The 12,464-nt window shown below is 41.9% G+C and carries 13 protein-coding genes; 4 read left to right on the top strand and 9 right to left on the bottom strand.

The window, feature by feature from the left end:
• The first annotated feature begins 132 nt into the window (after positions 1-132).
• Complete coding sequence (locus ACI3K6_RS10275) at positions 133-1,101, top strand: ABC transporter substrate-binding protein (protein WP_435554741.1); 969 nt, start codon at positions 133-135, stop codon at positions 1,099-1,101.
• Positions 1,102-1,136: 35 nt separating this feature from the next.
• Positions 1,137-1,412, top strand: coding sequence for a hypothetical protein (locus ACI3K6_RS10270; protein ID WP_435554740.1), 276 nt, complete (start codon positions 1,137-1,139; stop codon positions 1,410-1,412).
• Positions 1,413-1,484: 72 nt separating this feature from the next.
• Here the strand turns inward: ACI3K6_RS10270 and ACI3K6_RS10265 are convergent, their stop codons facing one another.
• The 3 genes from ACI3K6_RS10265 to ACI3K6_RS10255 all read right to left on the bottom strand — a co-directional run bounded on the left by ACI3K6_RS10265 (position 1,485) and on the right by ACI3K6_RS10255 (position 3,737).
• Positions 1,485-1,643 (bottom strand): hypothetical protein, encoded by a 159-nt coding sequence (locus ACI3K6_RS10265; RefSeq protein ID WP_435554739.1) that lies wholly within the window; start codon positions 1,641-1,643, stop codon positions 1,485-1,487.
• 34 nt (positions 1,644-1,677) lie between these two features.
• On the bottom strand, positions 1,678-2,850 hold the full coding sequence (gene rodA / locus ACI3K6_RS10260; protein WP_335481370.1) for a rod shape-determining protein RodA: 1,173 nt from the start codon (positions 2,848-2,850) through the stop codon (positions 1,678-1,680).
• 125 nt (positions 2,851-2,975) lie between these two features.
• On the bottom strand, positions 2,976-3,737 hold the full coding sequence (locus ACI3K6_RS10255) for a DUF4931 domain-containing protein (RefSeq protein ID WP_435554738.1): 762 nt from the start codon (positions 3,735-3,737) through the stop codon (positions 2,976-2,978).
• A gap of 208 nt (positions 3,738-3,945) precedes the next feature.
• On the opposite strand from ACI3K6_RS10255, the gene ACI3K6_RS10250 reads away from it, so the two are divergent.
• Positions 3,946-4,728, top strand: a complete 783-nt coding sequence (locus tag ACI3K6_RS10250; RefSeq protein WP_435554737.1) for an undecaprenyl-diphosphate phosphatase — start codon at positions 3,946-3,948, stop codon at positions 4,726-4,728.
• 128 nt (positions 4,729-4,856) lie between these two features.
• Here the strand turns inward: ACI3K6_RS10250 and ACI3K6_RS10245 are convergent, their stop codons facing one another.
• Positions 4,857-5,519 carry an FMN-dependent NADH-azoreductase gene (locus ACI3K6_RS10245; protein WP_435554736.1) on the bottom strand — a complete coding sequence of 221 codons (663 nt, stop codon included), beginning with the start codon at positions 5,517-5,519 and terminating at the stop codon, positions 4,857-4,859.
• 338 nt (positions 5,520-5,857) lie between these two features.
• On the opposite strand from ACI3K6_RS10245, the gene ACI3K6_RS10240 reads away from it, so the two are divergent.
• Complete coding sequence (locus tag ACI3K6_RS10240; RefSeq protein ID WP_435554735.1) at positions 5,858-6,616, top strand: (S)-benzoin forming benzil reductase; 759 nt, start codon at positions 5,858-5,860, stop codon at positions 6,614-6,616.
• A 456-nt stretch (positions 6,617-7,072) separates the two neighbouring features.
• Here ACI3K6_RS10240 and ACI3K6_RS10235 read toward each other — a convergent pair whose 3' ends face one another.
• From ACI3K6_RS10235 to ACI3K6_RS10215, 5 genes are all read right to left on the bottom strand, one after another.
• The gene (locus tag ACI3K6_RS10235) at positions 7,073-8,446 is read right to left on the bottom strand and encodes a HAMP domain-containing sensor histidine kinase (protein WP_435554734.1); all 1,374 of its coding nucleotides are present in this window, start codon (positions 8,444-8,446) and stop codon (positions 7,073-7,075) included.
• Entirely contained in the window at positions 8,424-9,134 is a 711-nt protein-coding gene (locus ACI3K6_RS10230) for a response regulator transcription factor (RefSeq protein WP_435554733.1), read from the bottom strand. Before ACI3K6_RS10230 ends, ACI3K6_RS10235 begins: the two co-directional genes overlap by 23 nt.
• Before the next feature lie 313 nt (positions 9,135-9,447).
• Complete coding sequence (locus ACI3K6_RS10225) at positions 9,448-10,968, bottom strand: flotillin family protein (RefSeq protein ID WP_435554732.1); 1,521 nt, start codon at positions 10,966-10,968, stop codon at positions 9,448-9,450.
• A gap of 56 nt (positions 10,969-11,024) precedes the next feature.
• The gene (locus tag ACI3K6_RS10220; protein WP_435554731.1) at positions 11,025-11,564 is read right to left on the bottom strand and encodes an NfeD family protein; all 540 of its coding nucleotides are present in this window, start codon (positions 11,562-11,564) and stop codon (positions 11,025-11,027) included.
• A 162-nt stretch (positions 11,565-11,726) separates the two neighbouring features.
• Positions 11,727-12,461: an amino acid ABC transporter ATP-binding protein gene (locus ACI3K6_RS10215; protein ID WP_435554730.1), complete on the bottom strand. Its 735-nt coding sequence runs from the start codon at positions 12,459-12,461 to the stop codon at positions 11,727-11,729.
• Positions 12,462-12,464: the final 3 nt, after the last annotated feature.

The following is a 12,464-nucleotide window of genomic DNA, read 5'->3' as shown; positions in this document are numbered from 1 at the left end:
TAATGATTGTCAATGACTTTGAAAATCATTTTCAATTAGGTGTTGACATCATGCTGCCTGTCATCATATGATAAGTACGTTCAGAGGTGATAATGATTATCATTTACAATTAGACAGGGGGATACATAGAAAATGAAATCGATTAAAGGCTTTTTATCTCTTCTATCCATTTTGACTGTATTGTTTTTAGCTGCCTGCGGTGGTACGGAGAAGACATCTACTGAGAAAAAAGAAACAACCAAAACGGCATCGGGGAAATCCTATACGGTTGAGCATGCCATGGGGTCTACTAAAATAAAAGAAACCCCGAAACGCATTGTGATCTTGACCAACGAAGGTACTGAGGCATTGTTATCTATGGGGGTAACTCCAGTTGGTGCGGTTCAGTCTTGGACCGGAGATCCTTGGTATAAGCATATTGCCAGCCAGCTAAAAGATACTAAGGTAGTTGGAACCGAAAGTGAAGTCAATGTCGAAGCCATTGTTGCGCTAAAGCCAGATCTGATTATTGGCAACAAAATGCGTCAGGAAAAAATTTACGAGCAATTAAGTGCCATTGCCCCTACTGTTTTTGCTGAAACTTTGCGCGGTGACTGGAAAGAAAACTTTAAATTATATGCAAAAGCTATTAATAAAGAGGAAAAAGGGAATGAAGTTCTTAAAAAATACGAGGACCGCATTGCTGATATTAAAAATGAGCTCGGCGATAAAAAGAATATGAAGGTATCCATGGTTCGATTTATGGCTGGGGATGTTCGGATTTACCACTTAGATACATTTTCCGGAATTATTTTGAAAGACCTTGGCTTCGCCAGACCTGAAAGCCAAAATGTCAATGACTTCGCTGAAAGAAACGTAACAAAAGAGCGGATTCCAGCGATGGACGGAGATATCCTGTTTTATTTCACATACGATACTGGCGATGGAAAAGCTTCCAGCTTAGAAAAAGAATGGCTAGCCGATCCTTTGTTTAAAAACCTAGAAGTTTCTAAAAAAGGAGAGGTCCACAAAGTTGACGACGTCATCTGGAATACAGCCGGCGGCGTACTTGCAGCGAATTTGATGCTAGATGATATTGAGAAGATCTTCTTGAAAAAATAATGTTCTTAGGACCGCGTTTTTGCGCGGTCTTTTTTGTGCTTTGGGTGATGGGATTTGGGATTCCGTGGAGTTTGGATGGGATTCCACCGGTTATTTGGATGATCCCGCGAGCTTTGGTCGGAATTCCGCCGGTTATTTGGATGATCCCGCGAGCTTTGGTCGGAATTCCGCCGGTTATTTGGATGATCTCGCGAGCTTTGGTCGGAATTCCGCCAGTTATTTGGATGATCCCGCGAGCTTTGGTCGGGATTCCGCCGGTTATTTGGATGATCCCGCGAATTTGGGTGGGATTCCGCCGATTATTTGGATGATCCCGCGAGCTTTGGACGGGATTCCGCCGTTTATTTGGATGATCCCGCGAGCTTTGGTCGGGATTCCGCCGGTTATTTGGATGATCCCGCGAATTTGGGTGGGATTCCGCCGTTTATTTGGATGATCCCGCGAGCTTTGGTCGGAATTCCGCCGTTTATTTGGATGATCCCGCGAGCTTTGGTCGGAATTCCGCCGGTTTTCCGATTTTTCCCGCCAATCTCCCTCCACAAAAAAAAGAGCGACCCTCGTCGCTCCCCTAAAATGTTATGCTGTTGTCGAAAACATATATTTTTTATAATGATACCGGATCGAAAAGATCAGTCCCAGTCCCATCATATTACCCATCAATGCACTACCGCCGTAGCTGATGAACGGCAGCGGGATACCGGTAATCGGTAAAACGCCGATGGTCATTCCAATGTTTTGGAATACGTGGAAGGTGATCATGCTGATGACTCCGACACAAATGTACGTATAGAATTGATTCCTTGTTTCCATACCTACCTTGGTAATGTGGTAAATCAACAAGAAGAATAGACTGATCAGCACACTTGCACCGATGAAGCCGAACTCTTCTCCAACGATACTAAAAATAAAGTCGGTATGGCTTTCTGGCAAGTATACCTCACGCATTCTGTAACCCTTACCAGATGTTTGCCCTGAGCCAATCGCCAACAGCGACTTGGTCAACTGATACCCGGCAGAGCTCTGGAAGTTATATGGGTCAAGCCAGGAATAAATCCGGCCAAATTGATACTGCTTCACACCCAAATATTTTTCCAGCCAATCTGGCTTTAATAATACAAAATAAAAGACCACTGAAATCAGAACTGCGCCCGTTGAAAAAATCGGCACTAGGATTTTCCATGAAATCCCTGAGATAAATATCATTCCTAATAAAATCGCCAAAAATACTAGCGATGTTCCCAAGTCCGGCTGCTGCATGACGAGCATCAGCGGAACCATGGTTACGATTCCCATTTTAATCAGCAGCCAAAAATCGGTCTGCAGTGTTTTATCTGGATTTTTTTGATGATGGTCATCGATGACGCGAGCCAGTGTTAGAATGATAAAAATTTTAACAAACTCAGACGGTTGCAGCGATCCCATAGCCGGGACTCTAAACCAGCTTTTCGCCCCATTAATGACCGGGGCGATGCTGGTTGGCGCCACAATTAATAACAGAAGCAGGAAATTTCCAAAACCGTAGGCATACCAGGTTAGCTTTCGCAGCTGGTCAGAATCCAGCGTCATCACGCCGCCGATAATTCCAGCGCCGACCACATACCAAACGATTTGCTTTACTAAGAAGTTATCCTTATACTGCCCGCTGGCCTGGGCGCTATAAATTGAGATACAGCTGGCCAGGAAAAGTAACATTACGATTAACACAAGACTGTAATCCAGCTTAGAAGTTGTATTTTTATTGGAAGTCATGTGAAAGTCTCCACCTTAAATAAGAACTTGTACATTTCTCCATTATATTTTTATTATGAGTAAATCACAACTTCTAAAAGCTGAATGGATTTTTTTTCATAATATCCTCATTAATTGGTAATAGCTTAGCTGAAATAAATTCGCTTCATTTCTCCGGCCATCCATTCCAGATTATTGGGTACCTGCGGAAGTCCGTAGCCAATGTACAGCGGGGTTGTCACGAACCGCGGAACAACCTTCACATAAATTTTCTCATCAATATGATGGAAAAAGATATTATAACTGGATGCCTTAAATGGAAAATGATTCAAAATATAATGAACAGCCATTTGCATGTACTCTGCAAAACGCTCCTTATAACCGGAATCCTCCATCATCACATTAAACTCATAAAAACCGACACGGGGTTTCGTGGATAGGGTAAACTTGACGCCGTTGTCTTCAGCTAGCACCATTCCCTCGAACAATTCATGACTAACGTTTTCCTTATAATCAATATCATCCAGGCCAATGATTTGCATATGAGGATGAGCAATCGTACCGCCTGATAAAGGACCATGATTTTTGAAAAAGATAACGGAGCGATACTTACCGCTTTTCTCCATCTTCAGCCAATGCCTTATTCCAAACCTAATCAGTCTATGTAAATGCTCTTTTGAATAGGCGGATAATTCAGCTTGACACTCATCTGTTTCAATTAACACCGTTTGGAAAGCATTTTCTAGGACAGGGTATTTATTTTTCAATAGAATGATCGGACCATCGACCTCAATCAGATCAATTAGATTTTCCCGGTCACAGAAAGGACAGGCTTGTGCTTTGTTTCGGATACTTTCCGGTTTTTGCACACCGATCGACGTATTAAAATGCAGATGTTTCGTTTCCAACCGCGGTTTCTCCTCTCGAAAAAGCTATAATTCTATTTTATGGGAGAAAGTGAGTAGTTTGCACTTAATTTGGCTTAAAAATGGAATATTCCTTGACCACACTGGAAGTACACTCTAAAATAAAAAAAGGTATTTCATGAACTAGAGAATTTTGGCATATCTATAAATATGTACATGCAGGTCAAAACACAAGAATGAGAGGGAACGTATGTTAACGAAATTTGAAGCGCTCATCCTTGGATTTATTCAAGGATTGACGGAATTTTTACCTATTTCTAGTACAGGACACCTTTTTTTAGGGAGAGAATTGTTCGGCCTGAAGGAAGCGGGGCTGCTGCTTGATACGATGCTTCATGTAGGAACCCTGTTGGCCGTCTTTGTTTTTTATAAAGACGAATTTATTAAAATCTTGAAAAAACCTTTTAGTAAACTAACCTTTTTACTAATTGTTGGAACCATTCCTGCGGTTATTTTTGGACTGGCATTCAAGGATTATATTGATGAAATCTCGAAAACCGGTGTAACCATCGGGTGGGAGTTTTTAATTACTGGAACATTCCTATGGCTAGCTGATTCAGCGAAAAACGGTTATAAAAAAATGGATGATATCAGTTATAAAGATGCTCTTATTATTGGTACATTTCAGGCTGTTGCCATCATGCCGGCGATTTCTCGTTCAGGAATGACCATAGTCGCGGCGCTGTGGCGCAAATTGGACCGGGAAACGGCAGCGTATTTTTCCTTCCTATTATCCACTCCGGCGATTGCTGGTGCAATTGTGCTGCAAACAAAGGATTTATTTGAAGGACAAGGCGAAACCATTTCCTTATCTGCCCTGCTTGTAGGGATTGTCTCATCCGCGGTGTTCGGTTATATCGCAGTAAGATGGATGATCGGCTATTTGAAAAAACACTCCTTAAAACCGTTTGCTGTATATGTATGGGTTTTAGGCTTGGTTGTGTTGTTCTTCCAATTCACAGGTAAATTCTAAAATCTTAAACAGAAACGCAAGTAAATAGGTATGTTTCGCAAGTAAACCTATTGTTTTCGCAAATAAATCCCACGTTTTCTCAAGTAAATTAAAAAAGCGGCCCGATTCAATGATCGAGTCGCTTTTTTTTATGCTTTTACTGGCATTTTCGCCATTTCTCTAGCAGCTTCTGCCGCCTGTTCTTTGGCTTTTGCCATAATTTCCGGAGTCATTTTCGGGAAATGGTCCATTCCTTCTGCAACAATGGTTGGCAGAATGTCGAAACCGAGGAATTGCAGGGCTTTTCTTAAATAACGATCGCCCATTTCAAATTCGGCCATCGGACCTGTAGAATAGATGCCTCCGCGCGTTTGGATATGTACGGCCTTTCTGCCGGTAAGCAATCCTTTAGGTCCGTTCTCGGTATTTGTAAAGGTTTTTTCGGCGATAAACAAGCAGTCCATAAATGATTTTAAAATAGCGGGAGCACCAAGATTCCAGATCGGTGTCACAAACACATAGTATTCTGCATTGATGAAGCGGTCAGCTAGAGCATGCATTTTTTCAAGCTTTGTGCGTTCTGCATCAGATAATTGATCTTTCGTATAACCCATGAAAGATAATTTGGCCCTTGCATAAAGCAAATCCATATCAATCTCTGGTATATCCATACTATATAAATGCATTCGCTCAATTTCTACATCAGGACGAGCTTTTTGGAACTCTTCTAAAAATACATCACCAATTTGCGCACCTTTGGAAAGTTTACTATCATTCTTGGGGTTAGCCGTAATATATAAAAGCTTCGACATTCCAATCCCTACCTTTTAACTGTATTATTTTTCCTACTTACCATACTACACTATTCTTTCTTGCCCACATCTGAACATTAAGTGAAGTTTATGAATAAACTGTGAAATCCATTCATTTGTGTATAAATTATTACAAAACTTAACATAACCTAACGATAGTCAATACCCAAGCAAACTGTTTGTGAGATCATTAAACTAGGAGAAGTATAAGCCGTTAAAACAGGGTGGTCCTTGAAGGGCTGCTTTTTTCTTAAACGTCTTGTATTCTTGAATATTTATTCACCCGAGCATACAATAAGATTAAGCTAATTTTTACATAGGTTTAAGGGGGAGTTACCATGAAATATGCCATCGTAACCGGGGCATCAAAAGGCTTAGGCGAAGCCATTGCCAAACGCCTAATCAATGAAAAAATCGCAGTTGTTTCTGTGTCCCGAACGGAGAATGATCGTCTTAAAAAATGGGCACTTGAAAAGGGTGTTGACTATAAACACTTATCCTGCAATTTATCCTTGGAAAAAGAAGTACAAGAAGTATTCATGGAAATTGCCCATTTGATTTTTCAAAATGACCCGAACGAACTATTAATCTTTAATAATGCAGGTGTTATTGAACCTATACATACTGTTGGCAACCTGGACCAAACCCCAATCATGCGCAACATCCAGATTAATTTAATTGCTCCGATTTATATAACCAATTTATTTCTCGGCAAAGCCCAGCAGACAGACACGAAAGTACAGGTTATTAATATCACTTCTGGCGCGGCAGTCCGCCCGATCGAAGGCTGGAGCATATATTGCAGTTCGAAAGCAGGACTGAACATGTTCACCCAGACAGCGGCGCAGGAGCAAAAAGAGTTAAACACCCATCACAAGATTATCGCCTTCAGCCCTGGCATCATGGATACTGATATGCAGGCACAGATCCGTTCCTCTTCTGAAGACGCCTTTAAAGAACTTGAGAAATTTAAAGAGTTCAAAGAGAAGAATATGCTGCGCAAAACAGATGTGGTTGCAGATGCGCTCGTGAATCTCGTACTTTGCGGAGATGTGGAAAGCGGAAAAATCTATAATGTTAATGATTTGTTGAACTAATCTATTTTAAAAATTACTAGACTTCGTTTTTTTGCCGAAGTCTTTTGTTTGTGTGTTCTTTGTGACCGATTTTGGGGGAAGGGTTGTTTTGAGGTGCTTAAGAACCTCTCTATCTGCCCTCTTTGCTGGGGCGGCTGTTTTTTTGGGAACGTAGAGCCTCTCTATCTGCCCTTTTTACTGGGGTGATCGTTTTTTGGGAACATAGAACCTCTCTATCTGCCTTTTTTGTTGGTGCGTCCGCTTTTTTGGGAACGTAGAGCACCTCTATCTTCCCTTTTTGTTGGGGCGTCCGCTTTTTTGGGAACGTAGAGCACCTCTATCTTCCCTTTTTGTTGGGGCGTCCGCTTTTTTGGGAACGTAGAGCACCTCTATCTTCCCTTTTTACTGTGGCTGACCTTTTTGGGACAATAGCATCCATCAAAATCAAAGCCGCTGCACCCATGCAGCGGCTCAAAATTAGTCTTCTTTCGGAAACCACAAAGTAATGCTGGTTCCTTTGTTTATACGGCTTTTAACGTTGATCATCCCTTTATGGGCATCCATTAGCGCCTTGACGATTGAAAGGCCGATGCCAATGCCGCCGGTCTTTCGATCGCGGGATTTGTCGCCGCGGTAGAAGCGTTCGAAAATATGCGGGATATCATTTTCGGCCATGCCGGAGCCTTCGTCTTGTATGCTGAATCCAACATAGCCATCCATTTCTGTGGTCACTGAAATCGTAACATTTCTTCCTTCAGGCGTATATTTCAGGGCGTTATTTAACACGTTGGATAAAATTTGCATGAGGCGATCCTTGTCCGCTTTAAATAATTCCTCCTGATCAGGCTCCACAATATGAAGCTCAACACCCTTTTCTTTGAACAATGGCAAAAACATTTCCCAAAGGGCAGCCAATACACTCCCGGCTTCCACTTCGATTTTTTCAAGCTTGATTTGTGGATTTTCGGCGGCAAGTAATTTTTCCATTTCATTAACAAATCGAACCAACCGCATGAGCTCTTCATGGCATACCTGGAGTCTTTGTGGAGTTGGCTCCCATATACCGTCCTGGAAAGCCTCGATTTGACTTCTTAAGGTGGCAAGCGGCGTGCGCAGTTCATGTGCCAAGTCTCCGGTAAACTGTTTCCGAAGCATTTCTTCCTTCGACAATGATTCGGCAAGGTTATTAAAAGAAATCGCCAACTGCTTGACTTCCTCTGGCAATCCCCTTAACGGAATTCTTATATTTAGGTTATGCTGCTGCAATTCATTGGCGGCAAATGATACCTTTTTCAGCCCGGAGGTTAATTTTTTCGAAAAAAGCATGCTAAAAATAATGGCCAATATAATTGTCAAACAAACGGCGGCATAAATGTATAGCTGAATAGTCTGTATAAATTTGTACTCATCATCAATGAGGCCTACAGGATAAATAGCAACAAGCTGCCCAATAACAGCACCATCAACTTTGAGCGTGTACTTTTTCGAGTGCCACTCCTCACCATCCGGCTCAGGTTCAGCCAGACCTAAACTGTTTAACATGCTACGAATGTTGGAGGAATCCATCTGAAGCTGCCCATAACGGTCATAGAGCTGAAAATAGAGCTGGTCACTCATGGCGTTCTCATGGAGCATTGCGTATACTGGGTCCCTGGTGAAGTGACCATTTGCGCGATAATCCTTTTCAATTTCCGTGATGACTCGATCGACCTTTTTTTCACGATTTCGGTCTAAATAACTGTTAAAGCTTTCTTCAAAACCATACTGGATAAAAAAGCTAACAATAAAGATCCCGATCATCGAGATCAGGATTAGATAAAACAGGATTTTAGACCGCAGGGTTTGCAGCATCGATTACCCCTCCAAATTTGTAGCCCATTCCAAATACGGTCATGATAAACTCAGGTTGGCGGGAATCGAGCTCGATTTTTTTTCGGAGGTTTTTAATATGGGTATCGACACTTCGTTCATAGCCTTCATAGTACATGCCTTCATCCTGGATTTTTTCAAGTAAATCCATTCGGCTGTATACGCGGCCGGGGTTCATTGCCATATTGGTTAACAGCTTATACTCGATGGGAGTAAGAGTAATTTCTTGGCCGTTTACCATGACGGCTTTTTTCTCTAGATCGATTGCTAACTTTTGGTTGTTGAATTCGAGTCGTTCTACCTTCTCTGTTTTCTTAACTCGTCGTAAAATGGCTTGTACTCGAACAACTACTTCACGCGGGCTGAATGGTTTTGTTAAATAGTCATCCGCGCCCATAACAATTCCATTAATCCGGTCGTCTTCAGCAGATTTTGCTGTTAACATGAGGATCGGAACATCTGACTCTTTTCTGACCAAACGGCATACTTCTTCACCGGAAATGTCTGGCAGCATAAGGTCTAGTATGATTAAATCAGGGTTGATTGTTTTCACTTTTTTTAAGGCGTCGATTCCATTATCTGCACTGTGAATTTCATAGCCTTCTCTTACCAAATAAGCTTCGAGAACTTCTATAATTCTACGTTCATCGTCAACTAGAAGTATTTTCATGTAAACCACTCCCCATAATCCTACTATAGCATGGAAGGTCTGTGATTTTTATAACTTCACAAATTCACCATAACTTCTTCATAACATCTTCAATCTTTTTCACTATGATAAAGGTGTAGTTGGGAGAGACGAAACGTTAGGATCCCCAAATGACTTCTGTTTCGCCTCTTTGATGCAGTTTATGGCCAGCAGCCATCTTACTCATCCCAAATAACCTCTCTTATTAAATGAACAGGTGCCCCGATATCGGAGCACCATTTTTTTTGCAAAAGAAAAATCCTTACCATATGCGATAAGGATTTTTCTTTGATGATTATACTTCTTTCTTTATTACTTCTTCTGTCAGTTGTTCAATGCTTCTTTTCACATTGGATTTGCCTGAATAGTTCTCAATGAGTTCTTTTACGTCAATGCCGCTTGATGCTTTCAAGGTTTCTTGAAGGCTGGCCATCAAATTAGTGGCATAGCTGGTGATTTTGTTGGCGCCGCCGTTTTCTCCGGAGCCACCGCCAGTATCGACAACGGTGATTTTATCAATATTGGAAAGTGGTGCAGCCACTTGCTTCGCATATTCTGGAAGCATTTTGACAACCATATCGAGAATCGCAGCCTGACCAAATTGTTCGAAGGCTTCGGCGATTTTTTCCTTCGCTTCTGCTTCTGCCAAACCTTTCATCCGGATAACTTCGGCTTCGGAGAGACCTTGTGCCTTTTGGGCTTCCGCTTTGGCAAGACCATCGATGCGCACGCGTTCTGCCTCCGCTTTTGCCATTGCTTCGATCCGGTATTTATTGGCTTCCGCTTCAGCCATTTGCTTAGCTTTTTCCGCAGCAGCCTGCTGTTCAACTGAGTAACGGTCTGCGTCTGCTTTCTTCTTTACTTCAGAATCATATTGCTTTTCACGGCGGAGAATTTCTTTTTCTTCCAATTCGATTTGTTTTTGTCTCTCGATGATCTTAACTTGCATTTCTTGTTCGGTAACATCTTGCTTTGCCTTTGCACTTTCCAAATCATAAGCCATATCGGCGCGGGCCTTGGCAATATCTTGCTCGCGACGGAACTCTGCAATTTTCAATTGATTGACTTTTTCTGCCTCGGCAATTTCAGTTGCGCGCTCCAATTCAGAACGCTTTGCTTCTTTAGCAGCTTCCGCCTTTTTAATCCTTGTTTCCTTTTCAGCATCGGCTGTAGCAATATCGGCGTCCCGCTTCACTTGGGCAATTCGCGGTTTACCGAGGGCATCCAAGTAGCCGTTTTTGTCACGAACGTCTTTAATCGTGAACGATACAATTACTAACCCCATTTTTGCCAAATCCTGTGATGCCACACGCTGGACTTCTTGGGAGAATTTATCACGATTTTTATAGATTTCTTCTACTGTCATCGAGCCGAGAATCGAACGCAAATGACCTTCTAGTACTTCTCGTGCCTCATTTTCTCGTTCTTCTTTTGGCTTGCCAAGGTACTGTTCAGCCGCAGTGGCAATTTCACTAATCGAACCGCCAATTTTAATAATCGATACTCCATCAGCCATTACCGGTACACCCTGCTCGGTATACACTTCTGGTGTAGTTACTTCCAGTTTACTTGATAATAGACTAAGTGGCTTTGCCTGTTGGAATACCGGTAAAATAAAACTACCGCCACCGCGAATAATTTTAATTTTATTTCCAGCTTCATCTACATGTACATTTCTATTTCCTAAAAAACTACCCGTTACAATTAGCGCCTCGTCCGGCCCAGCCGTTTTATATTTGGTAATAAAGACACCAATTAACGCTAGGATAATCAGGACAACAATTCCCACTACGATCCATACAAATCCAAATTCCATCAGCTAAAATACCTCCTATATCTATCTATAAAACTTAAAAATGAAACACCATGTGATTAAAGATAGCTTTCTAATTCTCGATGAACAGTTACCTCGAGGACACCATTCTTAACTTGGACAACGAGTACTTCAGCTCCATTTGGAATTTGGTCGCCATCGAAACTACGAGCTGGTTTGGCAATTCGGCCGCTGGCACTGTCAATCATGACTTCACCAAAGCCATCGGCAGGTATTGCCGTAATCACCGCGCCAATTCGCCCTCTTAAATCGGATTCTTTATAAACCAAAGATTCCTCTGCAGAAGACAACGGCACCAAAACAAATACATTTAATAACGTAACAACTATAAAGCTAAGTACGGCTGATATTCCAAAAATCAGCCCATAGTTTAAGTCAGATAGCCGTTCAAACAAATAACCGCTTGCAGAAAGAATCGTGACAAAGGCAAAGACCAACACTGGATTTAAAAAGTGCAGCCCATCACCACCGCTAAAATGAAATACATCCGCAAACAGGACATAAATGACCGTTAACACCCCGGAAATAATTAGTCCATATAGGTAAATCGTTGCTAAAGGTATACCAAATGGCTCCATCCTCATCCATCCTTCCCCGATTGGTGTATGTATGGTAATACGAATGAAAATTGGTAAAGTTTCACTTTGAAAACTTTCCGTTACATGAATATTTTACCATTTAATAGTCGAATTTTGGGGATAATCATAAAAAAAATGCCACAGCCTTTACGCTGCAGCACCTTATTGAATCATATTCAAAAACTTTCGGGTTCGTTCTTCTTTAGGATTCGTGAAGATTTCTTCTGGTTTGTTTCGTTCGACAACCACACCGCCATCCATGAAAATAACTTCATCTGCGGCTTCCCTAGCGAATCGCATTTCATGTGTGACAACAATCATTGTCATTCCCTCTTGGGCCAGATCCTTCATGACTTTTAAAACTTCCCCGACCAGTTCAGGATCAAGTGCAGATGTCGGTTCATCAAACAGCATAACCTCTGGATCCATCGCTAAAGCACGGGCTATTCCTACTCGCTGCTGTTGGCCTCCGGATAACTGAGCAGGGTAAAATTCCTTTTTGTCGCCTAAACCAACTTTTTCTAGCAGAGCCTCTGATTTTTTCCGAGCGGATTCCTTACTTTCCCCTTTCACAATAACCGGGCCTTCCATGACGTTTTCCAGTGCGGTTTTATGGGGAAATAGATTATAGTTTTGAAACACCATTCCGGTTAAACGGCGGAAGGAAGCAATATTTTTTTTGGAAACAGTCTTTGAAAAATCAAGGTCCTGACCATCAATGGAAAGGACACCTTTCGTCGGGGTCTCTAGCACATTTAAACAGCGAAGCATTGTGGTTTTCCCGGATCCAGAAGGTCCAATCACGACGACTACTTTCCCTTTTTCCACGGTGAGGTCAATCCCTTTTAACACTTCTAATTGACCGAATTGCTTATATAAACCTTTAATTGAAATCATGGT

Origin of the sequence: Neobacillus solisequens, assembly GCF_051233465.1 — a bacterium.
Taxonomy (GTDB): domain Bacteria; phylum Bacillota; class Bacilli; order Bacillales; family Cytobacillaceae; genus Neobacillus.
The sequence above is the reverse complement of the archived record's forward strand: the minus strand, read 5'-3'. Positions and strand labels throughout refer to the sequence as shown.

Bases quoted from the DNA above. Each gene is read 5' to 3' on its own strand.
- ACI3K6_RS10275 (WP_435554741.1), top strand. From the start codon at position 133: ATGAAATCGATTAAAGGCTTTTTATCTCTTCTATCCATTTTGACTGTA.
- rodA (WP_335481370.1), bottom strand. From the start codon at position 2,850: ATGACTTCCAATAAAAATACAACTTCTAAGCTGGATTACAGTCTTGTG.
- ACI3K6_RS10250 (WP_435554737.1), top strand. From the start codon at position 3,946: ATGTTAACGAAATTTGAAGCGCTCATCCTTGGATTTATTCAAGGATTG.
- ACI3K6_RS10245 (WP_435554736.1), bottom strand. From the start codon at position 5,519: ATGTCGAAGCTTTTATATATTACGGCTAACCCCAAGAATGATAGTAAA.
- ACI3K6_RS10240 (WP_435554735.1), top strand. From the start codon at position 5,858: ATGAAATATGCCATCGTAACCGGGGCATCAAAAGGCTTAGGCGAAGCC.
- ACI3K6_RS10235 (WP_435554734.1), bottom strand. From the start codon at position 8,446: ATGCTGCAAACCCTGCGGTCTAAAATCCTGTTTTATCTAATCCTGATC.
- ACI3K6_RS10230 (WP_435554733.1), bottom strand. From the start codon at position 9,134: ATGAAAATACTTCTAGTTGACGATGAACGTAGAATTATAGAAGTTCTC.
- ACI3K6_RS10225 (WP_435554732.1), bottom strand. From the start codon at position 10,968: ATGGAATTTGGATTTGTATGGATCGTAGTGGGAATTGTTGTCCTGATT.
- ACI3K6_RS10220 (WP_435554731.1), bottom strand. From the start codon at position 11,564: ATGGAGCCATTTGGTATACCTTTAGCAACGATTTACCTATATGGACTA.
- ACI3K6_RS10215 (WP_435554730.1), bottom strand. From the start codon at position 12,461: ATGATTTCAATTAAAGGTTTATATAAGCAATTCGGTCAATTAGAAGTG.